The following is a 24760-nucleotide window of genomic DNA, read 5'->3' as shown; positions in this document are numbered from 1 at the left end:
CGACGGGAGGCGCAAAATGTCGAAGCAGGAAATTTCCCTCGACGACCGGTTCGACCTCGAAAAGAACCAGGTTCTCTTGAATGGCACGCAGGCGCTGGTTCGGCTGATGCTGACGCAATCGGCACGTGATCGCGCGGCAGGTCTGAACACCGCAGGCTACGTCACCGGCTATCGCGGCTCGCCGCTCGGTGCAGTCGATTTGCAGATGAACCGCGCCGCAAAGCACCTTGCCAAGGCGAACGTCTTGTTCCGCGAGGGCCTCAACGAGGATCTCGCCGCCACGCAACTCTGGGGCAGCCAGCAGGCCGAGCTTCGGGGTGAGGGCAAGTATGACGGGGTCTTCGGCCTCTGGTACGGCAAGGGGCCGGGCGTCGACCGATCGGGCGACGTAATGCGCCACGCGAACATGGCGGGCACCTCGAAACATGGCGGCGTCCTCATGGCGATGGGGGACGACCACACCGGCGAATCCTCGACCGTTCTGCATCAGTCCGAATGGGCGCTCGTCGATGCCTACATGCCGGTCGTATCGCCCGCGGGCGTGCAGGAAATCCTCGACTACGGCATCTACGGCTATGCGCTGTCGCGCTTTTCGGGTCTGTGGGTCGGGCTCAAGACGATGAAGGACACCGTGGAAGCGACGGCGGTCGTCGACGGGCGCCCGGACCGGATGCAGCTCGCGCTTCCGGGCGATTTCGACATGCCTGAAGGCGGCCTCAACATCCGCCTTGGCGATACGCCGCACCTGCAAGAGGCGCGGATGATCGATTTCAAACGCTATGCCGCCGAGGCGTTCAGCCACGCCAATCGCATGGACAAGCGCGTCTGGGGCAAGCCCGGAGCCAAGATCGGCCTTGTCGCCGCCGGCAAGAACTGGCTCGATCTGACCCACGCCCTGACGCTTCTCGGGATCGACGAGGCGGAGGCAGAGCGGCTCGGCATCACCACCTACAAGGTCGGCCAAACCTTCCCGCTGGACATGAAGGGCTTTCACGATTGGGCCGAGGATCTCGAGCTCATCGTCATCGTGGAGGAGAAGCGCAAGCTCATCGAGGTTCAGGTCAAGGAGGCGATTTTCGATGATCGCCGGGGCCGCCGTGTCTATGGCTGGTACAAGGGCGGCGCGGGCGGGATGCACCGAGAAGAGCTGTTCCCGACCCGAGGCGCGCTCGATCCTGTCTGGATCGCGGAGAAGCTGGGCGGCATCCTGATCGAGGAAGGGCGCGGCACGGACGCGGTGAAGGCAGGGCTGTCGAAACTCGACGAGGCCCGCCGCGCCGACAATGCCGAGGAGATCGCGGCGCGGCTGCCTTATTATTGCTCGGGCTGTCCGCACAACACTTCGACCAAGGTGCCCGAAGGCAGCCGCGGCTATGCCGGGATCGGCTGTCATTACATGGTCCAGTGGATGGACCGGAATACCGAAGGCTTCACCCATATGGGGGCGGAAGGCGCGAACTGGATCGGCGAGGCACCGTTCTCCAAGACAGAACACGTCTTCCAGAACCTCGGCGACGGCACGTACAACCATTCGGGCGTGCAGGCGATCCGCGCCGCGCTCGCGGCCGGCACCAATATCACCTACAAGATCCTTTACAACGACGCCGTCGCCATGACGGGCGGGCAGAAGAACGAGGGTGGGCTGACGCCCGACCGCATCGCGCGCGAACTCGAGGCGATGGGCGTGCCGCGGATCGAGGTCGTGTTCGACGAGAAGGAAGAACCCCGGCGCGAGGACTTCCCCGGTTCCGTCGGCTGGCATCCCCGCCGCGATCTTGACGCGGTGCAGAAGGAACTCCGCGACGTGGCGGGCGTCTCCGCCATCATCTACGTGCAGACCTGCGCCGCCGAGAAACGCCGCCGCCGCAAGCGCGGCCTCTTTCCCGATCCCGATACCCGTGTCTTCATCAACACCGATGTCTGCGAAGGCTGCGGCGATTGCGGCGTGCAGTCGAACTGCGTCTCCATCGTCCCGAAAGAGACCGAGTTCGGGCGCAAACGCGCCATCGACCAGTCGTCCTGCAACAAGGATTATTCGTGCCTGCGCGGCTTCTGCCCGTCTTTCGTGACGCTCACCGGGGCAGAGCCCAAGGTGGGCGGCGGCACCGGGATCGACCTGCCGGACCTGCCCGAGCCGCAAATCCCCGAGATCGACAAGACGTGGAACATGGTCATCACCGGCGTCGGCGGCACCGGCGTCGTGACGGTCGGCGCGGTGCTCGCCCAGGCCGCGCAGATCGCAGGCAAGGGCGCGGGCATGATGGAGATGGCGGGCCTCGCCCAGAAGGGCGGGGCGGTGCACATCCACTTGCGGATCGCCGAGAGACCGGACGATATCTCCGCGATCCGCGTTGCGACCGGCGAAGCCGACGCGCTGATCGGCGGCGACCTTGTCGTGAGTGCCGGTTCGAAGACACTCGGCCTCACGCGCACGGGCCGTACCGGCGCCATCGTGAACAGCCATGAAATCATCACCGGCGACTTCACCCGCGATACCGAGTTCGCGCTGCCCGCAGACAGGCTGCGCCTTGCGCTCGAGCGGCGCATGAAAGAGCGGGCGGTCTTCTTCGATGCGACCGATCTCGCCCGCGTCGTGATGGGCGATTCGATCTTCTCGAACACGATGATCCTCGGGGCGGCCTGGCAGATGGGCCTCGTGCCGCTGCCGCATGATGCGATCGAACAGGCGATGCGGCTGAACGGAGCGGCGGTCGAAAAGAACCTGCGCGCTTTCGAGATCGGTCGCTGGGCCGCTTTGCACCCCGAGGAGGCGGCGAACATGGTCGCTCCCAAGGTCGTGCAGAAGCCGAAGACGCTCGATGAACGGATCGAGGCGCGCGCCGAGCACTTGACTGCCTACCAGTCCAAGCGTCTCGCCCGGCGCTACCGAAACCTTGTGGACAGCGTCGAGGATCCGGGGCTCAAGGAAGCCGTCGCCAAGGGCTATCACAAAGTCCTCTCCTACAAGGACGAATACGAGGTCGCGCGCCTTCACCTTGCCACCCGCGAGAAGGCCCGCGAGGAATTCGGTGGCGATTTCAAGATGACCTTCCATCTCGCTCCGCCGCTTCTGTCGAAGGAAGGCTCTGACGGCCGCCCGCGCAAGAAATCCTTCGGCGAGGGGCTGACCCGCGCCTTCGGCCCCCTTGCGCGACTCAAGTTCTTGCGCGGCACGCCGTTCGATCCCTTCGGCCGCTCCGAAGAACGTCGCTCCGAGCGCGCGCTCATCCGCCAATACGAGGCGGACATGGCCGAATGGCTGCCCAAGGCCACACCCGAGCGGAAGGACGCTCTGAGCGCGCTCGCAGAGCTTCCCCTCTCGGTGCGTGGCTTCGGCCCGGTGAAGGCGGCGAACCTCGCCAAGGCCGAAAAGCGCCGCGAGGAGATCCTCGCCTCGCTGAGATCGGGTGGCGAGGGCCTGCGCAAGGCCGCCGAATAAGCGCCTTGCTGTCGCGGCGGGACCATCCGCCGCGGCAGCGTGTCGCCTTCGGGGCAGCGCTTTCGTCATCTCCTCGTTACATATCCGTTGCATGAGAACGCCTACCACCGGGCCCGGGCATGAAGGACGGACCGACCGTGAAGGCCGAAAGACAGGTCGCGCGCGACATCAGCTATTCCTATTCCGCGCAAAGCCGCCCCGGCCGCGCGCTCATTCGCCTGATGGAGAACGCCACGGGCCGGGTGCGCCTCATCAAGCGTGTGCGCGGCTATGAAGGCGATGTCGCGAACGGCGCGGATTTCTGGCAAGTGATGGTCGACCGCTACGGTCTGAAGCTCGATATCGTCGGCGGCACTCTCGAGAATATCCCCGCCTCGGGGCCGCTCGTCGTCGTGGCGAACCATCCCTACGGCATCCTCGACGGGCTCATCCTGGGCCATCTTCTCTCGGTGCGGCGCGGCGATTTCCGCATCCTCGCCCACAAGGTCTTCCGCAAGGCGTCCGATCTCGACAGGGTGATCCTACCGGTCAATTTCGACGAGACGAAAGAGGCGGTGGCGGAGAATGTCTCCGTCCGCAAGGAAGCCCTGCGCTATCTTGGCCAGGGCGGCGCGATCGGCATCTTTCCGGGCGGCACCGTCTCCACCAGCCTCACGCCGTTCGCGCGGCCGATGGATCCTGGCTGGCGCAGCTTCACCGCCCGGATGATTGCCAAGTCCGGCGCGACCGTCGTTCCGGTCTATTTCGATGGTGCGAACTCGCGCCTCTTCCAGCTTGCGAGCCATCTTCACACCACGCTGCGGATGGGCCTTCTGATCCGGGAATTCCGCCGCCGGGTCGATAAACCCGTGCGGATCGTGATCGGCGCTCCGATCCCGGCAAGCGAGATTGCCGCCCGCGCCTCGGATGCGCGCGGGATGATGGATTTCCTTCGCAAATCCACCTATGAGCTGTCCCCGACACCGCTCGTTCCCGATTTGCCGGGCTACGAGTTCGAGGAAAAACATCGCGCACGGACCCGCCACTAGGCCGGTATCGTCGCGGATGAGGGCAGGGAGCGGCCGATGGCCATAGGCGTCTTCGATTCGGGGCTGGGCGGCCTCACCGTGCTCGACGCGCTGCAAAAGCGTCTGCCCGACCAGCCCTTCGTCTATCTCGGCGACAATGCCAACGCGCCCTACGGCGTCCGCGACGCCGGCGCGATCTACGATCTGACGACGCGCGGGGTCGAGCGGCTCTGGGCGGAGGGGTGCGATCTGGTAATTCTGGCCTGCAACACCGCCTCCGCCGCGGCGTTGCGGCGGATGCAGGAGACGTGGATTCCACGCGACAAGCGGGTGCTCGGCGTTTTCGTGCCGCTGATCGAGGCTCTGACAGAACGGCAATGGGGCGACAATTCTCCGCCGCGCGAGGTCGCCATCAATTCCGTCGCGCTCTTTGCGACGCCGGCCACCGTCCGGAGCCGTGCCTTCCAGCGCGAATTGAGCTTCCGCGCGGTGGGCGTCGACGTCGAGGCGCAGGCTTGCGGCGGGCTGGTCGATGCGATCGAGGAGGGCGACATGATCCTCGCCGAGGCGCTGGTGCGTAGTCATGTCGATGCGCTCAAGCGCAAGATGCCCGAACCCGACGCCGCGATTCTCGGCTGCACGCATTACCCGCTCATGGAAGAGATCTTCCGTGAGGCGCTGGGCCCGGACGTGTCGGTCTATTCCCAACCTTCGGTCGTCTCCGAAAGCCTTGCGGATTATCTCGCCCGGCACCCCGAGATGACCGGACCGGGCACCGCCTCGCGCTTCTTCACCACGGGCGATCCCGCGCGCGTCTCGGGCCAGGCGACGCAGTTTCTCCGACGATCGATCGCCTTCGAGCCCGCCTGATCCAACGACCTCCGCCCCCACGAAAGGGAGCCCCGCCATGACCAAGAATATCGCCATCATCGGAGCCTCGGGCTATACCGGCGCCGAACTGATCCGCCTCATCGCCACACATCCAGACCTCGAGATCGCCGCCCTGGCCGCCAATTCCAAGGCGGGCCAGGAGATGGCGCAAGTCTTCCCGCATCTGCGGCATCTGGAGCTGCCCCGCCTCGTCACCTGGGAAGAGATCGACTTTTCCGGCATCGACTTATGCTTCTGCGCGCTGCCGCACAAAACCAGCCAGGAAGTCATCTCGCAGCTGCCCGGCCATCTGAAGATTGTTGATCTGTCGGCCGATTTCCGGCTACGCGATCCGGCGGACTACAAGCGCTGGTACGGCAACGATCACGCCGCGCCCGAGCTTCAGAAAGAGGCCGTCTACGGTCTGACCGAGTTCTACCGCCGCGAGATCGCCAAGGCGCGCATCGTCGCCGGGACGGGCTGCAATGCGGCGACCGGCCAGTACGTCCTGCGCCCCCTGATCTCGGCCTCGGTGATCGGGCTCGACGATATCATCCTCGATCTGCAATGCGGTGTGTCGGGGGCCGGGCGCTCGCTCAAGGAGAACCTTCTCCATGCCGAGCTCTCCGAAGGCACGAATGCTTACGGGGTCGGCGGTACCCATCGGCATCTGGGCGAGTTCGACCAGGAGTTCTCGCAGCTCGCGGGCCGCGAGGTCCGAATCCAGTTCACCCCGCATCTCGCGCCCATGAACCGTGGCATCCTCGCCACCGCGTACCTTTCAGGCGATCCCGCCGCCATCCACGACGCACTGGCGACCGCATACGCGGACGAGCCGTTCCTCGAAGTCCTACCGATGGGCGAGACGCCCTCGACCCATCACGTGCGGGGCTCGAATTTCTGCCATATCGGTGTTGTCGCGGACCGCATCCCGGGCCGCGCAATCGTTGTGGCGGCGCTCGATAACCTGACCAAGGGGTCCTCGGGGCAGGCTCTCCAGAACGCGAACCTGATGCTCGATCTCCCCGAGACGACGGGCCTCATGCTCGCGCCCTGCTTCCCCTGAGGCGCGCGCCCCTATCTTTGGGTTGGCGAAAATACCGGCGGGGGTGAATTCGGGGCCAAAGGCCCCGAAGAGGGGGCAGCAAGCCCCCTTCGCGCGCTATCCTTCCAGCGCGGCGACGATCCCGGCGAGGGCCGTTCCCGGATCGTCGGTGCGCCAGATCTCCTCGCCGACCGAGACGAAATCGACGACCGGCGCGAGATCGCGCGCGACCTCGGAGGTGATGCCGCCTTCGGCCACGACCGGCACCTCGATCATCTCGGACCACCAGGCGAAAAGATCGCGCTCCGCAAGCGTTCCGTCGCCAAGCGCGCCGCCCGAGACCGGGCCGAAGCTCACGTAATCGGCCCCGCCTTCGCCCGCGTTCATGCCGTCATGGCGCGACGTGCCGCAGAACGCGCCAACGATGGCGTCCTGCCCCAGCTCCTTGCGCGCCGCGCGCACCGATCGCGCGCCGTCGGTCAGGTGCACGCCGTCAAGGCCGAGCCGGTCGGCCAGAACGACATGCGTGTCGATCACGAGCGCCACGTCGTAGGCATGGGCGATCTCGCGGATGGCGTCGGCTGCGCGCATCAGCACGTCCTCGTCGCGCGTTGCAAGCGACAGGCGCAGACAGGCGATCTCCTGCGCTTCGAGCACCGCGGACAGCGTCTCGGGAAAGCGCATGAGGTCGATTTCGGGCGGGGTGACGAGGTAGATTTGCGGGCGGTCGCTCTCGGCCATTTCGCGCGCTCCTTCAGGATGTTGGGGCCTCATACAGAATGCCGCGGCAAAGGACCAGACGGTCTCGCGCGCGCTTGCGGGCCAAGGGCCGAGGGCGTAAGTCCCGTCCCATGTCCAGTGACCTGCCGCAGCCCGCCTATGTCCTTGTCTCGCCCCAGATGGGTGAGAATATCGGCGCGGCCGCGCGCGCGATGTGGAATTTCGGGCTCGACCGCATGCGCCTTGTCGCCCCGCGCGACGGCTGGCCGAACCCGAAGGCCGTCGCGATGGCCAGCGGGGCGGGCCGGCTTCTCGATGACGCGCAACTCTTCGGCGCCACGCAAGAGGCGGTCGCCGACGCCGATTTCGTTCTGGCAACGACGGCGCGCCCGCGCGGGCTGACGAAACCCGTCTACTCGCCCGAGGCGGCGATGCGCGAGCTTGCCGAGCGCAGCGCGCAAGGTCAGAAGGTCGCGGTGCTGTTCGGTCCCGAGCGCGCCGGGCTCGAGAATGACGATATCGCCATTGCGAACGGCATCATCTCCGTCCCGGTGAACCCCGATTTCCCCTCGCTCAACCTGGCCCAATGTGTCCTGCTGACCGCCTATGAATGGCGGCGTGCCTCTGCGGAGGTGAGCGAGCTGATCACGGCGATGGGCGGCACGGAATGGGCCAACCAGGCGGAGGTCGCCGCGCTGTCGCGTCATTACGAAGAGCGCATGGAAGAGGCGGGCTTCTTCTTCCCGGACCACAAGGCCGAAGGCATGAAGCGCAACCTGAGGAATCTCTGGTCGCGGATGCCGCTCACGCGCTCCGACGTGCAGACCTTCCACGGCATCCTGCGGCAAATGGTGCGCTGGAAAGACCGGGGCGGCTGACTTGAAGCGGGACTGCCCCGCGCATACTGTCCCGGCACTAATTCCCAAGGTTCCAAGGCATGAGCAAACAGCGAAAATTGTTCGAGGAAGTCGGCGCCGACAGCGCTCCGAGGCAGGCCGCCGAGACCGGCGTCATCGACAAGGGACGGCGCGGTGCACGAGCCGCGGTGCGTCTGTGGCTTATGCTGCTCTTTGCGCTCGTCCTCGCGATGATCGTCGTGGGCGGGCTCACCAGGCTGACCGATAGCGGCCTGTCGATCACCGAATGGGCGCCGGTCTCGGGGGCGCTGCCGCCAATGAATGCCGAAGCCTGGCAGCGCGAGTTCGACGCCTACCGCCAGATCCCCGAATACCGGCTGCAGAATGTCGGGATGAGCCTTGAGGAGTTCAAGTTCATTTACTGGTGGGAGTGGGGCCATCGGCAGCTGGGCCGGTTCGTCGGCCTTGTCTGGGCGCTCGGGTTCGTCGGCTTCCTCGCCACGCGCAATATCCCGCCCGGCTGGACCGGCCGGCTTCTGGGGCTTGGCGCGCTTGGCGGGTTGCAAGGGGCGATCGGCTGGTGGATGGTCTCGTCCGGTCTCTCGGGCGACCGGATCGACGTGGCCAGTTACCGTCTCGCGACGCATCTGGGCCTCGCCTTCGTGATCCTTGGCCTCATCGCGTGGTACACTTTCCAGCTTGGCCAGCCAGAGCGTGACCTCATCCAGCGGCGGCGGATGCGCGAGGCCAAGCTCTTCTCGATGGGCACGGGCCTCATGCATTTCGCATTTCTGCAGATCCTGCTCGGCGCGCTCGTCGCGGGCATCGACGCGGGGCGCAACTACACCGACTGGCCCCTGATGGCCGGCGGGATCTTCCCGCCGACGCCGTTCGAGATCGAGCCTGTCTGGCGCAATTTCTTCGAGAATGCGGGCCTTGTGCAGTTCATGCACCGCTTGGCGGGGTATCTGCTCTTTGCCTTCGGCATCGTGGTGTGGCTTCGCGCGCGCCGCTCGCCCAACGCCGATACGCGCTTTCGTTTCAACGCCGTGATGGCGATGATGCTCCTGCAGATGGTGCTGGGCGTCGTCACGGTGCTCTACGGCGCACCGCTCGAGATCGCCATCGTGCACCAGCTCGGGGCGGTGATCCTCTGGGTGCTGATCCTTCGCGCGCGCTTCGGCGCGGGCTATCCCAAACCGCAATCCCTGAGAGGCCATGCATGACCGACGCCTATTCCGACCTGATGGCATTCCAGCGGGAGACCGAGGCACTCGGCCAGGTCGCCGGACGTCTTGGCTGGGACCAGGAAACCGTCATGCCGCGCGGCGCGACCCAGCAGCGCAGCGAGGAGATGGCGGCGATGGAATCCGTCCTTCATGCCCGCCGTAGCGATCCCCGCGTCGGCGACTGGCTGGCGGCGATAGACGATACCGCGCTAGGCGAGGTCGAGCGCGCGCAGATGCGCCACATCCGCCGCAGCTTCGACCGCACGAGCCGGATGCCCGCCAAGCTCGCCTCCGAGCTCGCGCGCGTCACGTCCGTCGCGCAAGGCGTCTGGGCCGAGGCTCGTGCCAAGGACGACTTCCAGGCCTTCGCGCCCACTCTCAAAGAGGTGCTGGCCCTCAAGCGCGAAGAGGGCGCGGCCCTGAGCGATGGCGGCGATGTCTATAACGCGCTTCTCGACGATTACGAGCCCGGTGCGACGGCCGAAAGCCTCGATGCGATGTTCGGTGCGCTGCGGCCGAGGCTCGTCGCGCTGCGCGAGGAGGTGCTGGGCGCCGAAGCGCCGGCCGGGCTGTCGGGCAGCTTCGACGAGGGCGCTCAGATGCGCCTGGCCCGGCATATTGCCAAGACCTTCGGCTATGACATGAGCCGGGGCCGGGTCGACAAGGCGGTGCATCCGTTCTCTTCCGGCTCGGGCACCGATGTTCGGATCACGACCCGCACCGCCGAGGACGATCCGTTTAACTGCCTCTATTCGACGATCCACGAGGTCGGTCATGCGAGCTACGAGCAGAACGTCGATCCGGCCTACCTGCTGACACCGCTGGGGCAGGGCGTGTCGATGGGCGTTCACGAAAGCCAAAGCCGGATTTACGAGAACCAGCTCGGGCGCTCCGAAGCCTTCACCCACTGGCTTTTCGGTCAAATGCGCGAAGCCTTCGGCGACATCGGCATCACCTCGCCCGACGGGTTCTACCGCGCCGTGAACAACGTGCGGAACGGCTACATCCGCACCGAGGCAGACGAGGTGCAGTACAACCTGCACGTGCTTCTTCGATATGACCTCGAACGGGCGCTTATCGCGCGGGATCTCGAGGTCGACGATCTCGAGGCGGCCTGGAACGAGAGGTTCGAGGCGGATTTCGGCTACAAGGTCGACCGCGCATCCAACGGCGTTCTGCAGGACGTGCACTGGTCCGTGGGCCTCTTCGGCTATTTCCCGACCTACACGCTGGGCAATGTCTATGCCGGCTGCCTCAACGAGGCGCTGCGGCAGGCAAGACCGAACCTCGATGCCGAACTCGCGGCCGGTGATCTCTCCGGGGCGACAGGCTGGCTGCGGGATAATGTCCAGGTGCATGGTGGCCGCTACCAGCCGCGCGAGGTCATCGGACAAGCGACCGGGGCTGAGCCAACGGAGGAGCCGCTCTTGAGCTATCTCGAGGCCAAGTTCACGGAGCTCTACGGGCTCCGCGCGGCATGAAAAAAGCGCGGCCCGAAGGCCGCGCCAGTGCTACGGTGTGCAAGTGGTGTGGTGCGAAAGCACCGTGTAACCCCACTGAGAGACCGATTGGCATGGTCCGTTCCCGGAATGTCAGGGGCGGGATGCCGCTCGAAGAACTCAGCTACGAATACATGTACAAGTTAAACACTCTATCAGAACGTGTTGCCTGCCAAGTGCCGTTTTCTCAAACCTGAGATTGCAAAGACGGCTGGCGACTCAACCGTTTTTCAGATGCCGGCGCTGGAGTTCGTCGAGATTCACGAAGGCGTCCATGATCCAGTCGACAACCCTGCGGATCACCGGGTCGGAGCGCCGCGTTTCATGGAACATGATCCAGAATTCCGCCTCGAACGGCTCCGTGCCGGGCTTCGAATATTCGAGCTCGCTCGATGCCGCCGCCATGATTTCGGGCAGGGGGCCGTGCATGGCGGTGACATGGATCAGGCTGAAGATCGCCGCGAAATTTTCAACGCGCACTGCCGGTTGAGTGTCGAACATGTCGCGCCCCATCGTCATGACCGGAGCCTGGTCGAACATTTCTGACAGACCGATCCAGCGATTGGTTTCGGCGCTGCTGCCACGCTTGGTGAACATGTTGAACAGGATGCTGCCTGCCTTGCGCGTCACCACGCGCCCGCTATCGGGCGTGCCCAACTGAACGACGATGTCATGCTCTCCTAGACCCTCGCGGAGGAGCCGATCGTTGAAGGTCAGCCCGATGACGGACAGCGTCTCCGTCTCGGTGCTCATGTTCGGGATCAGGACCTGGGAGGTCACGAATGGGGGACATCCAATATTCACCGGCACTTGCTGCGAACCTTCGGACGGCTCTCGGGAGTTGAGCGCGGTCTGCAGCTCTCCGTCGAAGGTCTGCGCCAGGTCGATCAGCCGCGCAACGGAGGTGGACGGCTTCCACCCATGCGCGGTCTTCACGAATGCCGGCTCGCCAAGGGTTTCGGACAGCCGTTCGATCCGGCGCGACACGGTCGCGGTATTGGTCCCCAGCATCTTGGCTGCGGCTGTCATGGTTCCGGTTCGCGAGAGCGCGACGAGGAACCTCAGATCATCCCAGTTGTCCATTGAGCGTGCTACCTGCGATTGAAGCGAGTGAAGATGTGCGCCTAACACAACATACAACGTGGGACACGACCGCTTTGCCCCACGTCACCTTGGGTAATGTGGCTCATTTGCGGAAATCCGCCATTGCATTTTGCGTGTGTGAGCGGATTCACACCTATTCTTCTGTGTTTTCCGTCTCGGGGCCGTCGCCTTCCGCCTGCTCTGCGATCCAGGCGACCGACACGACGGTCTCACCTTTGCCCGTGTTGAACACTTTCACACCTCCCGCGGAGCGGGAGCGGAAGGAAATGCCGTCGACCGGCACACGGATCGATTGGCCCTTTGAGGTGGCGAGCATGATCTGGTCGTCGATCTCCACAGGGAAGGACGCGACGATCGGTCCGCCGCGCATGGTTTTCTCCCATGCAGTGACACCCATGCCGCCCCTGCCACGCACCGGATAGTCGTGGCTCGACGTGAGCTTGCCGAGACCGCCCGCGGTGATCGTGAGAATCAGGTTCTCTGCGGCCGACATCTCCGCATAGCGCTCGGGCGAGAGGGGAGCGTTGGCATTGCCATCCTCTTCCTCGCCGTCGGAGACCTCCGCGTCGTCAGCAAGACCAGCCATCGCGCGGCGCATCTTGAGATAGGAGGCGCGCTCATCGGACTCCGCCGAGAAACTGCGGATCACGGACATCGAGACGACCTCGTCGCCGTTCGACAGCTTGATGCCGCGCACCCCGGTGGAATTGCGCGAGTTGAAGACGCGTACATCCGGCACGCGGAAGCGGATCGCGCGGCCTGAATCCGTCACCAGCATCACATCGTCCTCTTCGGAGCAGATGCGCGCGTTGATAAGGCGGGTATTCTCGTCCTCGCCCTCGAATTTCATCGCGATCTTGCCATTGCGCATGACGTTGGTGAAATCGGACAGCCGGTTGCGGCGGACGGAGCCCTTGGACGTGGCGAACACGATCTGCAGCTCGTCCCAATCTGCCTCGTCGCGGTCGACCGGCATGATCGCGGCGATGGACACGCCCGTCGGAATGGGCAGGATGTTGACGATCGCCTTGCCCTTGGAGGTCCGCCCGCCCAGCGGCAGCCGCCAGGTCTTGAGCTTGTAGACCATCCCGTCGGTCGTGAAGAACAGAAGCTGCGTATGGGTGTTGGCGACGAAGAGCGTCGTGACCGCGTCATCTTCTTTCAGCTGACCGCCGGAGAGACCCTTGCCGCCGCGCTTCTGGCTTCTGAAATCGGCCAGCGGCGTGCGCTTGATGTAGCCACCTTGCGTGACGGTGACGACCATGTCCTCGCGTTCGATCAGGTCCTCGTCGTCCATGTCGCCGGCCCAATCGGCGATCTCGGTGCGGCGCGGCACGGCGAAAAGCTCGCGCACCTCGCGCAGCTCGTCGGCGATGATGCCCATGATCCGCTCGCGGCTTCCGAGGATCTCGAGGTATTCCTTGATCTTGCCGGCCAGCTCTTCGAGCTCGTCGGTGACTTCCTTCACGCCGAGCTGGGTCAGGCGCTGGAGGCGTAGCTCAAGGATCGCGCGGGCCTGCGCCTCGGACAGGTTATATGTCCCGTCCTCGTTCATCTTGTGCGTCGGATCGTCGATGAGCCGGATATACGGAGCGATCTCTTCGGCCGGCCAGCGGCGCGTCATCAGCTTCTCGCGCGCTTCGGACGCATCGGCGGAGGCCCGGATCGTGGCAACGACCTCGTCCACGTTGGACACCGCGACCGCGAGACCGCACAGGATGTGACTCCGCTCGCGCGCTTTGCGAAGAAGATAGGCGGTACGCCGGGCGACGACGTCTTCGCGGAAGTCGATGAAGGCGGTCAGGAACTTTCGCAGCGTCAGCTGTTCAGGCTTGCCGCCGTTCAGCGCCAGCATGTTGCAGCCGAACGAAGTCTGCATCGGGGTGAACCGGAAAAGCTGGTTAAGCACCACGTCCGGGGTCGCGTCGCGCTTGAGCTCGACCACGACGCGGACGCCCGAGCGGTCGCTCTCGTCCTGAACATGGGCGATGCCCTCGATCTTCTTGTCGCGCGCCGCCTCGGCGATCTTCTCGATCATCGAGGCCTTGTTCACCTGGTAGGGGATCTCGTCGACGACGATGGCGTAACGGTCCTTCCGCAGCTCCTCGACGCGGGTCTTGGCGCGGATGATGACCGAGCCGCGCCCTTCGAGATACGCCTTCCGCGCGCCCGAACGGCCAAGCATCAGTCCCCCGGTGGGGAAATCCGGCCCCGGCACGTATTCGATGAGTTGCTCGGATGTGAGATCCGGCTCGTCGATCAGCGCGAGCGTCGCGTCCACCACTTCGCCCAGGTTGTGCGGGGGGATGTTCGTGGCCATGCCGACCGCGATACCGCCCGCGCCATTGACGAGCATGTTCGGGAAGCGCGCGGGCAGGACGGTAGGTTCTCGGTCCTTGCCGTCGTAATTGTCCTGGAAGTCGACCGTATCCTTGTCGATATCGGCCAGAAGATAGCCCGCGGGCTTGTCCATCCGCACTTCGGTGTAGCGCATCGCGGCCGGGTTGTCCCCGTCCATCGAGCCGAAATTGCCCTGACCATCGAGAAGCGGCAGCGACATGGAGAAATCCTGCGCCATCCGGACCAGCGCATCGTAGATCGCGCTGTCGCCGTGCGGGTGATAGCGACCCATGACGTCGCCCACCGGGCGCGCGGACTTTCGATACGACTTGTCGTGCGTGTTCCCGGTCTCGTGCATCGCGTAAAGGATGCGCCGGTGCACAGGTTTCAGGCCGTCGCGCAGATCGGGAATCGCCCGGCTCACGATCACGCTCATCGCGTAATCGAGGTAGGAGGATTTCATCTCGTCGACGATGGAAATCGAAGGCCCCGACGGAGCTGCCGGCTCGGGCGGGGTTTGTCCTTCGTTTTCAGGGGGTTCCGGCGTATCGGTCACGTGTCGCGCTGGCCTGTGCTATTTCTATATCTTGTTGTCGTTCTTATAGCAGACCCCAAGAGAAAGGTGCAACTCCACGCCGCTGCAAAGCGATTTTGGCAGCATGCGGAGAGCTGTGCTAACAACTTGTTTTTGTTGATTTTTGAGAGGAGCTCGGCAAGCATTTCTTCCTACGAGGTCATCGAGGAGAAAAAAATGGAGATGAGCGAGACCGAATTGATGCTGAAAGGCTACGGCCTGACCACCGCCGAGATCTTTTATCGGATGCCAGACTACCGACATGTGCTGAACAGTTTCGTCTGGCAGGACTACGATCTTGCCCCCGATCATCCCAAGCTGTTCGAGTTCATCGAGTTCTGGCAGGACGAGATCGAAGGGCCGCTGCATTCCGTGCGCTTTGCCCATCGCAAGATGATCGCGCCCGGCGAATGGCGCAACGTCGTAGGCGAGCTCAAGTATCACTGAGCCTCAGCGGCTGCGCGCTCCGAGCCCGAGCTCCATCAAGGCGCGGCGCACCGGCGCGGCGTCATGCAGAAGGCCAAGGCCCTTCGCCCGCGCAGCCTGCAACAGCGGCAGGCCTTGCTGCGAAGCGCGATTGAGCGCGGCGATCCCGCTTAGCCTGAGACGGATGTCGGGCATGCGGGCGCGGGCATAGCTTTCCAGCATCTTGCTGTCGCCAAGCTCATTCGGGCGCGCCTCGGCCAGCTCGAGAAGCGCGGCAAGATCCTTCAGAGACATGTTGAGACCCTGCGCGCCGATCGGCGGCATCACATGCGCGGCCTCCGCGACGAGGGCCAGCCGCTCCGAGGTCAGTCGCTCCGCCGCTTGTGTCACGATGGGCCATGTCGGCCGGCGCGAGGCGAGGCTCAAGGTTCCGTATAGCCCGCCGGAGCGGACGTTCATCTCCGTCTCGAAGGCGTCGGTGTCGAGCGCCGCCAAGCGGTCTGCTTCGGCCGCATCGCACATCCAGACGATGGCCGACGATGGTTTGCCCTCGTGATCGGGCAGGGGCACCAGCGTGAAGGGGCCGCCCTCCCGATGGATCTCGGTCGAGACGTTGTCGTGGGGACGCTCATGGGTCACCGCGAAGGCAAGCGCTTTCTGACCGAACCGCATGGTGTGCACGCCGATTCCGGCGGCCTCTCGCATCGGCGAGCCGCGTCCGTCCGCCGCGATCACGAGCCGCGTCTTCACCCGGCTGCCATCCGACAGACTGACGCGGGCTTCCCTCGTGCGCGTGAAGAGCGAGGTCGTCGCTGTCCCGGGCCGATAATCGACGTTCGGCATCTCTTCGAGGGCCGCGGACATCTCGCGGCGCAAAAGCCAGTTGGGCAGGTTCCATCCGAAGGGCGCGTCGGAGATATCGATCGCGTCAAACTCGCGGATGACGGGAGGATCCTGGCTGATATCGGCGATCCGCATCACCTGCAGCGGGGTCGCGTGGTCCGCCAGACGCGCCCAGAGACCGGCGCGGTCCAGAAAGTCGCGCGCCGGTTGCAGAAATGCCGTGGTGCGCAGGTCGGCCCCTTCCGCATCCCGGCTCGTCACCGGAGGGGCGGGATCGACGATGAGAACGGAGAACCCCGCGCGCCCGAATGCCGAAGCCGCGGTGAGACCGGCAATGCCGCCGCCCGAGATCAGAATATCGCAATCCATCGCAGAACCTCCGTATCCGTGAGCTAGTCTTGCCGCGCCTCGAATGCCAGCCGCGCTTTGTCGCGGGCCCTCAGACGAGGCGAGACAGGAACTCCGTGAGATCGTCGGTATGATGGTGGATATGCGGCTGCGGCTCGGGCTCGGGCGCGACATGCACCGTCCGCATTCCCATCGCGTGCGGTGCGGCGAGGTTGCGCGGATCGTCCTCGAACATCGCGGCGCGGGCCGGATCGATCCCGCCCAAGGCAAGGATCGTCTCGAAGGCACGGCGCTCGGGTTTGGGCCGGAACTCGGCATGTTCGACGCCATAGACCGCGTCGAACAGCCCATCGAGCCCGCGCGCCTGCAGCACCCGTTCGGCATACGGGGCCGAGCCGTTGGTATAGACGATGCGCCGCCCAGGCAGCGCCGCGACATGCGCCCCGAGCGCCGCATCGGGCGTCAGCACATCGAAGGAGATGTCGTGGACCTCGTGCAAGTAGCCATGCGGATCAACGCCATGCACCTCCATGAGCCCGGCAAGCGTCGTGCCATATTCGGCCCAGTAGGCATGGCGCAGGCGGTCCGCCTCCGCGCGCTCGACGCCGAGCTCGCGCATGACCCATTCTGTCATCCGCACCTCGATCTGATCGAAGAGCCGCATCCTTGGCGGGTAGAGCGTGTTGTCGAGGTCGAAGATCCAGGTCTCGACATGGGAAAAATGCGGTTTCATTCCCCTGAGCTAGGGCTGAAACCTTCCGCGCGCAATGGCTTAGGGACAGGCAGCTTGCCTCTCGGGGCGGGCCGCGCCTATCGTCGCGGGATCGGGGCGAGGGAGAGAGGCGCGATGCGCGAGAAGACCACACCGCAGAGGGACGCATATTCGCTGATCCTCGAAGCGATCGATACCGGCACCTATCGGCCGGGCGACCGACTTGTCGAAAGCGATCTGGCTGAACGGTTCGGCGTCTCGCGCACGCCGATTCGGGAAGCGCTGCAACGACTCGAGACGCAATCGCTGCTGACCCGCGACGGGCGCTCGCTCATCGTGGCATCGCTCGACCACAACCAGATGGCCGAGCTCTACGCCGTTCGCACGGAGCTTGAGGGGCTCGCGGCCCGGCTCGCCGCACGTCACGCGACCGAAGAGGAGATCGAGGTTCTCGCGGACATGATCGAGGAAGACCGCGCGCGGCTCACCGATCCGTCCGCGCTGGCCCGAGCGAACCGGCGGTTTCACAAGCAGATCCACCTTGCCTCGCATAACCGTTTTCTGGTTCAGCAGCTCGATCTCGTGCATCGATCGATGGCGCTGATGGCGACGACCTCGCTTGCGGCCGAGGGGCGGGGCGAGCGTGCGCTCGGCGAGCATCAGGCGATCGTAGATGCCATCGGGCGCCGCGACGAGGAGGCCGCCTACCAGGCCTTGCGGGACCATATCTCCGTCGCCTTCGTCACGCGCCTCAAGCTCGACGCGGCGGGAGAGCGTTGAGACCCTCGTCGCGGCTTACAAGGTCTGCGCCCGGCCCGTCGGGGGCAGATTTCCCGTGCTGGGTCTTGTCCCAGTAGAAGGGTTTCGTGACCACCTCCCAGATCGCCTTCCAGGCGGCGAGCGTGCCCAGCGGATAATAGAAGATCAGGCTCGGCACCCAGGGCATCAGCCCGATATGCGGTGAGCGCGCGACCGCGATGAGACCAGACAGGATCGAGACGGCTTCGGTGGTCACGTAGGTGGCGAAGAGCGCGTGAAGAGCGGGGGCCGACAGAACGGCCTCGGTCGGGTGCGGCACATTGGCGAGAATCAGCCAGAAGGACCAGAGCGCCGGGGCCAGGAGGAACTGCGCCAAGGCGCCAAGAAACATGATCTGAAAGCCGAGCGCACGCCAAATACCGAGATCCCGCACGAGGCCGGCAGGTCGGCGGCTGTGGACCGCCCACGTCATCGCGTAGCCTTTCAGCCAGCGCGAGCGCTGCTTGATCCACGGAAGGGCGCGATTGTTGGCCTCCTCGCGTGTCACCGTCGGCACGAGTTCGGTCCGGTAGCCGCGCCGCGCCAGACGGATGCCGAGATCGGCATCCTCGGTCACATTGTGCGCGTCCCATCCGCCCACTTCGTCGAGCACGTCGCGGCGGAAATAGACCGTCGTCCCTCCCAGCGGCACCGGCAGACCGAGCCTTGCAATGCCCGGCAACTGCAAGCGGAACCAGCTCGCATACTCAATCGCGAAACATCGGGAGAGCCAGTTGGCCTTGGGATTGTAGAAGTCGAGAATGCCTTGCAGGCAGGCGACGTCCCGTCCGCGATTGCGAAAGCGCGCCACGATCCGTCGGATCTGATCGGGGGCGGGCGCATCCTCCGCATCAAGAACGCCGATGATCTCGCCTCGGGCGAAGCGCATCGCATAATTGAGCGCGCGCGGCTTCGTTCTGAGCGTGCCTTCGGGCACCACGACCGTCTGGCACCAGCCGGGCAGGCGCGTGCGGGCCAGGACCTGTGCGGTCTCCTCGTCGCAATCCTCAAGCACCAGGAGAACCTGGAGAAGCGCGCGCGGATAATCGAGCCGCCCGATCCGTTCCGTAAGGGCCGTGGCGATCTCGGCCTCGCGGAACAGCGGCACCATGATCGTGACCGGGGGCAAGGGCGCCTGAGGTTCGGGATCCTCCGGTGCGCGGGTCCGGCTTGCCACCATCGCCGCGAGTTTCAGCGCCTGGCTTACCACGAGCGACAGGGTCGCGAGCGCGAGGATCGCCGTGAAGAAGGTCAGCGGCGCGGCCCAGAGGGTCGCGGCCGCGGCCGCGGCGATCGTCAAGGCAACCAAGGTTCGCAGCGGCCCCGCGCGGCCCATATCGCGGCAGGAGTCTTCCGCTGCGACAAGGCTCTCGGCCTCCGCGACAAGCTGCGCGCCGTGATGCGCCCCGATCTCCGCATGGATCACGCTTTCGCTGGCAAGAAGCATGACCGCATCGCGCCCTTGCGCCTTCAAAAGCGTGCGTCCCGCCTCGAACCCTTCGGGCGAGGCTGCCGCAAGCTGCACCTCTTGGCCAACCAACCGCCAGGGCAAGACGCCATGCGCGAGACATTCATCGGCGAAAAGAAAGCTCGTGACCTCGGGGTCGGGCGGATACTCGTCGCGGTCGAGAAGCGATGCCCCGTCGCCCAAGGCGCGCGCCAGAATATCCGCGCCAACCATGTCCCGCGATTGCAGCACGCGGTGCAGCGGCGTTGCGGTGAGGTGCGCCTCGCCCATCGCTTCGACCATGTCCGGCACAGGGACCGCGCCTGCCTCGAGAAGGCGGGCCGAAAGTGGACGCCGCGACGCGGCGTTGCCGGTCTCAATATCGGTCTGAAATGGCGCGGACATGAGCAAGGCCTCCGAAACAACTCGGAAAGCCTTTTGGCGCGCGCATGGTTAAGCGCTGATTAACGATACCCGGTCGGGAGACGTTTTCAGGCGTCCGCGGTCTTCTTCTCGCTCATGAAGTTCGCGAACCGCTCGAACAGATAGAAGCTGTCCTGCGGACCGGGGCTGGCCTCGGGGTGATGCTGGACCGAGAAAATCGGCTTATCGGCGACCCGGATGCCGCAATTCGATCCGTCGAACAGGGAGACATGCGTTTCCAGAACACCTGTCGGCAGGCTTTGCGAGTCGACAGCGAAGCCATGGTTCATCGAGGTGATCTCGACCTTGCCCGTCTCGTGATCCTTGACCGGATGGTTCGCGCCGTGGTGACCGTGATTCATCTTCACGGTTTTGGCGCCGAGTGCGAGCGCCAGCATCTGGTGGCCGAGGCAGATCCCGAAAACGGGGATCTCCTTTTCCATGACGCCCTGAATCATCGGAACGGCATAGGCACCCGTTGCCGCCGGATCGCCGGGGCCGTTCGAGAGGAACACACCATCGGGCTCGAGCGCGAGCACATCCTCTGCGGTCGCCGTCGCGGGCAGAACCGTCACGTCACAACCCGCCGAAGCGAGGCAGCGCAGGATGTTGCGCTTGGCGCCATAATCGATTGCGACGACCTTTTGCTTTGGCGCGGTCTGGCGCGTGTAGCCGTCAGGCCAGGCCCAGGTCATCTCGTCCCAGCGATAGCTCTGGGCGCAAGTCACGTCCTTGGCAAGGTCGACGCCTTCGAGCCCCGCGAAACCCCGCGCCTTGGCGACTAGCGCGTCGGTGTCGAAATTACCCTCGGGATCGTGAGCGAGCGCCACGTGTGGCGCGCCAAGCTGACGGATCGCACGCGTCAGCCGCCGCGTATCGACGCCGCCGATCGCGATCCGGCCGCGTGCGGCGAGCCAGTCGCCCAGCTCCTGCGCGGCGCGCCAGTTCGAGCTTTGCGTCGGCATCCACTTGACGACCATGCCCGCGGCGACCGGATCCTGCGTCTCGTCGTCGTCCGGGTTCACACCGACATTGCCGATATGGGGAAAGGTGAAGGTGACGATCTGCCCGGCATAGGACGGATCGGTCATGATTTCCTGGTAGCCGGTCATCGCCGTGTTGAAGCAAAGCTCGGCAACGGTATCGCCCGTCGCGCCGAAACCCTGTCCAAAGAACAGCGTTCCATCGGCAAGGGCGAGGCAAGCGGTCGGTGTGGACATGGGCAGCATCCTCGGGACGATCAAATCCTGACCTACCTAAGGAGGCTCCGACCCAGCGTCAAGAGCGGCCAAAATAGTGAAAATACATCGATTTCAACTACTTAACCTCGCGTCGCGCGATGTTGCGTGTCGGAAAGGTTGCGGGTAGGGTCGAGCGCTGGCACCACAGTCTCAGACGAGGACAGGCATGGACCTGCGAACCCGCATCAACACAGCAACGAAGAAGGCGATGAAGGAGAAGGATGCCGATCGGCTGTCCACGCTCCGGCTCATCAACGCGGCCATCAAGGACCGCGACATCGCCGCCCGTGGCGAGGGCCGCGAAGACGGCGTCTCGGACGAGGAGGTGCTGTCGATCCTGTCCAAAATGGTCAAACAGCGCCGCGAAAGCGTGAAGACCTATGAAGAGGGCGGACGTCTCGATCTTGCCGCGCGGGAAGAGGGCGAGATCACGGTGATCGAGGAGTTCCTGCCGCGCCGTCTCTCGGATGCCGAGGTCGACCAGGCCATCGACAAGGCGGTCGCAGATGTCGGCGCAAGCTCTATCCGGGACATGGGCCGGGTCATGGGCGAGCTGAAATCGCGCTATTCGGGCCAGATGGATTTCGGCGCGGCCGGTGCGCGCGTGAAGACGCGGCTCTCGAGCTAGATCTCTGCGAAATGCCGCGCGACGCTGCCCAATGTCGCGCGATCTTCTATCTCGAACCGCTCCACGAAGCGGGTCTTGAAGGACACCCGTCCGCGCCGCGCTCCGAAATTCTCACCGTGATTGAGCTCGTAGAGCACCGCAGGCTCTGGCAACGGCTGCAGCGGCGCGCCCGCGAGCGCGGCGAGATAGGGGAACATCCGGTGTTCGTGCTGCCACATAGCACCGAGGAATGCCGCACTCTCGGGCAGGTTCGGATCATGCGGTAGCGCGGCGCAGGAGCCGCAGAGCTTCCAGAACGCCCGCTGGCGCGGCGCGACCAGGCTCGGCGGGCGGGCAAGGGCGATGCGCCGTGCCGCGACATCGCGCACGTAACCGGTCTCTACCAGCCAGCCGGGGCCCTGGCCGCGCAACATCCAGCCGACCGCACTCGGGTGCAGAAGATCATCGGCATCGAAACTCATGGCGTAGGCGGCAGGGCCGGCATCTTCGGCAAGTGCCCGCGCCAGCGCGTCCAGCTTGCGCCATTTGTCATTGCCGGGCTCGGCATCCTCGAACGGCAGGTGACGGATGCGGGAATCGTCCGGAAGCGGCGGCGCGTCCTGGCAGCAGATCACCGCCTCCCAGCGCGGATCGCTCTGTGCCTGGAAACTGGCCAGCGTGCGCGTAAGCCGAGCGGTGACCGCGTCCCAGTCGCCCACATGCGCGCGGGAGACGAGGGGGATCAGGAAGAAGACGCGCTCGGCGTCGCGCGAGGGCGCATCGGCGCGTGCAAGGCGCAGCTTGAGGGCCGCGCGCTCCGACTGCTGAAGATCCTCTTGCGCCAGAAGACGCTCCGGCCCGAAAGCGCGCGCCTCGACGAGGCGAAGCCAGCGCCGCGCCTTGGGCGTCGCGGGAACCTGCGCCATCAGGCGGCCGGGCCGATGTGGCGGAGCCGATCCGACAGGTCCGAGTAAAGCGCCTTGCGCTCATCCTCGGACAGGAACGCCCCGATTTCGACCTCCCGGCCCGCGCCCGCGAGGGTGACGTAGTTCGGCACGGGGCCGCCTTTCTGATGAAGTGCCACCCGCGCCCAGTAGGGATTGCAGTGCCAGTCGAGCGCGTCACCCTTCGGATTGACGCGGGTCAGATGCATGTCTTCGGGCGTGATCTTGAGGATCTCTACGATCTGCCGGTCCGCTTCGTTTCGCCGGAGCGCGTAGTAGAGCCCGGCGAGCGCGATCAGCAGGAAGGGCAGAAGCCCCCAGAGGAGAGTTGTGCCCAGAAGGCCGTAAAGCGGCAGGGTCGCCATCCCGAAGGTCGCAAGGATGAAGGCGGCGAAGCCTTTCGGCGGCAGGGAGTTGTGCGGCCAGAGCTTCAGTTCCTGCTCGGGACGCTGGGGGTCTTGCGATGTCCAGGCATAGGGCATGGCGCGTGTCTCTGTTCGGCGGAAAGAAGCGACGGATGTATCGCCCCTCTGACGGAAAAGGCCCCGCGCATCTGGCGGGGCCTTTGTCGGTTTCGGTCTCAGGCCCGGATCAATGCGCCGGGTTCTTGTCCCAGTCTTCCCGCTTCGGAAGCTGCTCGAACGTGTGTTCGGGCGGCGGGGAGGGCAGGGTCCATTCCAGCGTGTCCGCGTATTCGTTCCACGGGTTCGCCGCGGTCTCTTTCCGGCCCTTGAACAGCGAGTAGAAGATCACGCCGAAGAAGAACAGGAAGGAGGCGAAGGACAGGAAGGCGCCCCAGCTCGACACGTAGTTCCAGAGCGCATAGGCCTCCGGGTAATCGATGTAGCGGCGCGGCATGCCCTGACGGCCCAGGAAGTGCTGCGGGAAGAACGTGATGTTCGTGCCGATGAAGAAGGTCCAGAAGTGCAGCTTGCCTGCCCATTCGGGATACATCCGGCCGGTCATCTTGGGGAAGTAGAAGTAGATCCCCGCGAAGATGGCGAACACGGCACCCAGAGACATCACGTAGTGGAAGTGCGCCACGACGTAGTAGGTGTCATGGTAGGCGCGGTCCACGGCGGCCTGGCTGAGCACGATGCCCGTCACGCCGCCCAGCGTGAAGAGGAACAGGAAGCCGAACGCCCAGAGCATCGGCGTCTTGAACTCGATCGAGCCGCCCCACATCGTCGCGATCCAGCTGAACACCTTCACGCCCGTCGGCACCGCGATGACCATCGTCGCCAGCATGAAGTAGCTCTGCTGGGTCAGCGACATGCCCACGGTGTACATGTGGTGCGCCCACACGACGAAGCCGAGCGCGCCGATCGCGATGATCGCCCAGACCATCGGCAGGTAGCCGAAGATCGGCTTGCGGCTGAAGGTTGCGATGACGTGGCTGATGATGCCGAAGCCCGGCAGGATCACGATGTAGACCTCGGGATGCCCGAAGAACCACAGGATGTGCTGGTAGAGCACCGGATCCCCGCCGCCTGCGGGATCGAAGAAGGTCGTCCCGAAGTTGCGGTCGGTCAGCAGCATGGTGATCGCGCCCGCGAGAACCGGCAGGGCCAGAAGGATCAGCCATGCGGTGACGAACACGGACCATGCAAACAGCGGCACCTTGAAGAGCGACATGCCCGGCGCGCGCATGTTGAGGAACGTGGTGATCACGTTGATCGCGCCAAGGATGGAGGAGGCACCGGAGACGTGTACCGCGAAGATCGCAAGGTCCATCGACCAGCCGCCCTCCCGGACCGACAGGGGCGGGTAGAGAACCCAGCCGACACCGGAGCCCGCTTGACCATTCCCGCCCGGCGCGAAGACCGAGCAGACGGCCAGCGTCGTGCCGGCGACGTAGAGCCAGTAGGAGAGGTTGTTCAGACGCGGGAACGCCATGTCCGGCGCGCCGATTTGGAGCGGCATGAAGTAGTTGCCGAAGCCCCCGAAGAGCGCGGGAATGACCACGAAGAACATCATCAGGATGCCGTGCGCGGTGATCAGCACGTTCCACAGGTGCCCGTTCGGCGTACATTCCGCCGTCGCGGCGGGCAGGAGGCGCGCGCCTTCCTGGCACATGTACTGCACGCCGGGCTCCATCAGCTCCATCCGCATGTAAACGGTGAAGGCGACCGAGATGAACCCCGCGAGAGCCGCGGTGATCAGGTAAAGGATCCCGATATCCTTGTGGTTGGTGGACATGAACCACCGGGTGAAGAAGCCCCGGTTGTCTTCGTGCTCATGGCCGTGAATGGCGGCGTCTGCCATGAAAGCCTCCTCAAGTGACAGA

General features: G+C 64.9%; 20 protein-coding genes. 10 read left to right on the top strand and 10 right to left on the bottom strand.

From position 1 onward, the window contains the following. Nucleotides 1–16 precede the first annotated feature (16 nt). The 4 genes from FIU91_RS12670 to argC all read left to right on the top strand — a co-directional run bounded on the left by FIU91_RS12670 (nt 17) and on the right by argC (nt 6382). Nucleotides 17–3439, top strand: a complete 3423-nt coding sequence (locus FIU91_RS12670) for an indolepyruvate ferredoxin oxidoreductase family protein (protein ID WP_152462733.1) — start codon at nt 17–19, stop codon at nt 3437–3439. A 119-nt stretch (nt 3440–3558) separates the two neighbouring features. Further along, on the top strand, nt 3559–4467 hold the full coding sequence (locus FIU91_RS12665; RefSeq protein ID WP_371418170.1) for a lysophospholipid acyltransferase family protein: 909 nt from the start codon (nt 3559–3561) through the stop codon (nt 4465–4467). A gap of 36 nt (nt 4468–4503) precedes the next feature. Then, the gene (locus FIU91_RS12660) at nt 4504–5316 is read left to right on the top strand and encodes a glutamate racemase (protein WP_152462732.1); all 813 of its coding nucleotides are present in this window, start codon (nt 4504–4506) and stop codon (nt 5314–5316) included. A gap of 37 nt (nt 5317–5353) precedes the next feature. Further along, nucleotides 5354–6382: an N-acetyl-gamma-glutamyl-phosphate reductase gene (gene argC / locus FIU91_RS12655; protein ID WP_152462731.1), complete on the top strand. Its 1029-nt coding sequence runs from the start codon at nt 5354–5356 to the stop codon at nt 6380–6382. A gap of 96 nt (nt 6383–6478) precedes the next feature. Here the strand turns inward: argC and FIU91_RS12650 are convergent, their stop codons facing one another. Further along, entirely contained in the window at nt 6479–7102 is a 624-nt protein-coding gene (locus FIU91_RS12650; protein WP_152462730.1) for a thiamine phosphate synthase, read from the bottom strand. 110 nt (nt 7103–7212) lie between these two features. Here FIU91_RS12650 and FIU91_RS12645 point away from each other — a divergent pair, with 110 nt between their 5' ends. From FIU91_RS12645 to FIU91_RS12635, 3 genes are read left to right on the top strand one after another with little or no spacing between them, the layout of a single operon-like run. Further along, nucleotides 7213–7959 carry an RNA methyltransferase gene (locus tag FIU91_RS12645; protein ID WP_152462729.1) on the top strand — a complete coding sequence of 249 codons (747 nt, stop codon included), beginning with the start codon at nt 7213–7215 and terminating at the stop codon, nt 7957–7959. Nucleotides 7960–8018: 59 nt separating this feature from the next. Further along, nucleotides 8019–9164 (top strand): heme A synthase, encoded by a 1146-nt coding sequence (gene ctaA / locus FIU91_RS12640; protein WP_152462728.1) that lies wholly within the window; start codon nt 8019–8021, stop codon nt 9162–9164. Continuing rightward, entirely contained in the window at nt 9161–10648 is a 1488-nt protein-coding gene (locus FIU91_RS12635) for a carboxypeptidase M32 (protein ID WP_152462727.1), read from the top strand. The genes ctaA and FIU91_RS12635 overlap by 4 nt, the downstream gene beginning before the upstream one ends. 237 nt (nt 10649–10885) lie before the next feature. Here FIU91_RS12635 and FIU91_RS12630 read toward each other — a convergent pair whose 3' ends face one another. Beyond that, nucleotides 10886–11749, bottom strand: coding sequence for a LysR family transcriptional regulator (locus FIU91_RS12630; RefSeq protein ID WP_152462726.1), 864 nt, complete (start codon nt 11747–11749; stop codon nt 10886–10888). Between the two features lie 154 nt (nt 11750–11903). Then, the gene (gene gyrA / locus FIU91_RS12625; protein WP_152462725.1) at nt 11904–14666 is read right to left on the bottom strand and encodes a DNA gyrase subunit A; all 2763 of its coding nucleotides are present in this window, start codon (nt 14664–14666) and stop codon (nt 11904–11906) included. Nucleotides 14667–14861: 195 nt separating this feature from the next. Here gyrA and FIU91_RS12620 point away from each other — a divergent pair, with 195 nt between their 5' ends. Next, on the top strand, nt 14862–15131 hold the full coding sequence (locus FIU91_RS12620; protein WP_093010808.1) for an usg protein: 270 nt from the start codon (nt 14862–14864) through the stop codon (nt 15129–15131). Between the two features lie 3 nt (nt 15132–15134). On the opposite strand, the gene FIU91_RS12615 is transcribed toward FIU91_RS12620, so the two are convergent. After that, nucleotides 15135–16322, bottom strand: coding sequence for a UbiH/UbiF family hydroxylase (locus tag FIU91_RS12615; RefSeq protein ID WP_152462724.1), 1188 nt, complete (start codon nt 16320–16322; stop codon nt 15135–15137). Nucleotides 16323–16392: 70 nt separating this feature from the next. Then, nucleotides 16393–17034 carry a pyrimidine 5'-nucleotidase gene (locus tag FIU91_RS12610; protein WP_152462723.1) on the bottom strand — a complete coding sequence of 214 codons (642 nt, stop codon included), beginning with the start codon at nt 17032–17034 and terminating at the stop codon, nt 16393–16395. Between the two features lie 114 nt (nt 17035–17148). Between FIU91_RS12610 and FIU91_RS12605 the strand changes: the two genes are divergently transcribed. Further along, the gene (locus tag FIU91_RS12605) at nt 17149–17793 is read left to right on the top strand and encodes a GntR family transcriptional regulator (RefSeq protein WP_093010814.1); all 645 of its coding nucleotides are present in this window, start codon (nt 17149–17151) and stop codon (nt 17791–17793) included. Here FIU91_RS12605 and FIU91_RS12600 read toward each other — a convergent pair. Further along, complete coding sequence (locus tag FIU91_RS12600; protein WP_152462722.1) at nt 17765–19663, bottom strand: glycosyltransferase family 2 protein; 1899 nt, start codon at nt 19661–19663, stop codon at nt 17765–17767. The genes FIU91_RS12605 and FIU91_RS12600 overlap by 29 nt on opposite strands. 86 nt (nt 19664–19749) lie before the next feature. Then, nucleotides 19750–20910, bottom strand: a complete 1161-nt coding sequence (gene carA / locus FIU91_RS12595; RefSeq protein WP_152462721.1) for a glutamine-hydrolyzing carbamoyl-phosphate synthase small subunit — start codon at nt 20908–20910, stop codon at nt 19750–19752. Nucleotides 20911–21088: 178 nt separating this feature from the next. Here carA and FIU91_RS12590 point away from each other — a divergent pair, with 178 nt between their 5' ends. Next, nucleotides 21089–21550 carry a GatB/YqeY domain-containing protein gene (locus tag FIU91_RS12590; RefSeq protein WP_093010819.1) on the top strand — a complete coding sequence of 154 codons (462 nt, stop codon included), beginning with the start codon at nt 21089–21091 and terminating at the stop codon, nt 21548–21550. On the opposite strand, the gene FIU91_RS12585 is transcribed toward FIU91_RS12590, so the two are convergent. The 3 genes from FIU91_RS12585 to ctaD all read right to left on the bottom strand — a co-directional run bounded on the left by FIU91_RS12585 (nt 21547) and on the right by ctaD (nt 24738). Next, entirely contained in the window at nt 21547–22455 is a 909-nt protein-coding gene (locus tag FIU91_RS12585) for a hypothetical protein (protein ID WP_152462720.1), read from the bottom strand. The genes FIU91_RS12590 and FIU91_RS12585 overlap by 4 nt on opposite strands. Beyond that, complete coding sequence (locus FIU91_RS12580) at nt 22455–22955, bottom strand: DUF2244 domain-containing protein (protein ID WP_093010823.1); 501 nt, start codon at nt 22953–22955, stop codon at nt 22455–22457. The genes FIU91_RS12585 and FIU91_RS12580 overlap by 1 nt, the downstream gene beginning before the upstream one ends. Nucleotides 22956–23064: 109 nt before the next feature. Beyond that, nucleotides 23065–24738 carry a cytochrome c oxidase subunit I gene (gene ctaD / locus FIU91_RS12575; RefSeq protein ID WP_093010825.1) on the bottom strand — a complete coding sequence of 558 codons (1674 nt, stop codon included), beginning with the start codon at nt 24736–24738 and terminating at the stop codon, nt 23065–23067. Between the last annotated feature and the right edge of the window lie 22 nt (nt 24739–24760).

The sequence above is a fragment of the Roseivivax sp. THAF30 genome, assembly GCF_009363575.1.
GTDB classification, from domain to species: domain Bacteria; phylum Pseudomonadota; class Alphaproteobacteria; order Rhodobacterales; family Rhodobacteraceae; genus Roseivivax; species Roseivivax halotolerans.
Note: the sequence above shows the minus strand (reverse complement) of the source record. Positions and strands in the feature narration are given on the sequence as shown.

Coding starts and splice junctions, on each gene's coding strand:
- FIU91_RS12670 (WP_152462733.1), top strand. CDS start 17: ATGTCGAAGCAGGAAATTTCCCTCGACGACCGGTTCGACCTCGAAAAG.
- FIU91_RS12665 (WP_371418170.1), top strand. CDS start 3,559: ATGAAGGACGGACCGACCGTGAAGGCCGAAAGACAGGTCGCGCGCGAC.
- FIU91_RS12660 (WP_152462732.1), top strand. CDS start 4,504: ATGGCCATAGGCGTCTTCGATTCGGGGCTGGGCGGCCTCACCGTGCTC.
- argC (WP_152462731.1), top strand. CDS start 5,354: ATGACCAAGAATATCGCCATCATCGGAGCCTCGGGCTATACCGGCGCC.
- FIU91_RS12650 (WP_152462730.1), bottom strand. CDS start 7,102: ATGGCCGAGAGCGACCGCCCGCAAATCTACCTCGTCACCCCGCCCGAA.
- FIU91_RS12645 (WP_152462729.1), top strand. CDS start 7,213: ATGTCCAGTGACCTGCCGCAGCCCGCCTATGTCCTTGTCTCGCCCCAG.
- ctaA (WP_152462728.1), top strand. CDS start 8,019: ATGAGCAAACAGCGAAAATTGTTCGAGGAAGTCGGCGCCGACAGCGCT.
- FIU91_RS12635 (WP_152462727.1), top strand. CDS start 9,161: ATGACCGACGCCTATTCCGACCTGATGGCATTCCAGCGGGAGACCGAG.
- FIU91_RS12630 (WP_152462726.1), bottom strand. CDS start 11,749: ATGGACAACTGGGATGATCTGAGGTTCCTCGTCGCGCTCTCGCGAACC.
- FIU91_RS12620 (WP_093010808.1), top strand. CDS start 14,862: ATGGAGATGAGCGAGACCGAATTGATGCTGAAAGGCTACGGCCTGACC.
- FIU91_RS12615 (WP_152462724.1), bottom strand. CDS start 16,322: ATGGATTGCGATATTCTGATCTCGGGCGGCGGCATTGCCGGTCTCACC.
- FIU91_RS12610 (WP_152462723.1), bottom strand. CDS start 17,034: ATGAAACCGCATTTTTCCCATGTCGAGACCTGGATCTTCGACCTCGAC.
- FIU91_RS12605 (WP_093010814.1), top strand. CDS start 17,149: ATGCGCGAGAAGACCACACCGCAGAGGGACGCATATTCGCTGATCCTC.
- FIU91_RS12600 (WP_152462722.1), bottom strand. CDS start 19,663: ATGTCCGCGCCATTTCAGACCGATATTGAGACCGGCAACGCCGCGTCG.
- carA (WP_152462721.1), bottom strand. CDS start 20,910: ATGCTGCCCATGTCCACACCGACCGCTTGCCTCGCCCTTGCCGATGGA.
- FIU91_RS12590 (WP_093010819.1), top strand. CDS start 21,089: ATGGACCTGCGAACCCGCATCAACACAGCAACGAAGAAGGCGATGAAG.
- FIU91_RS12585 (WP_152462720.1), bottom strand. CDS start 22,455: ATGGCGCAGGTTCCCGCGACGCCCAAGGCGCGGCGCTGGCTTCGCCTC.
- FIU91_RS12580 (WP_093010823.1), bottom strand. CDS start 22,955: ATGCCCTATGCCTGGACATCGCAAGACCCCCAGCGTCCCGAGCAGGAA.
- ctaD (WP_093010825.1), bottom strand. CDS start 24,738: ATGGCAGACGCCGCCATTCACGGCCATGAGCACGAAGACAACCGGGGC.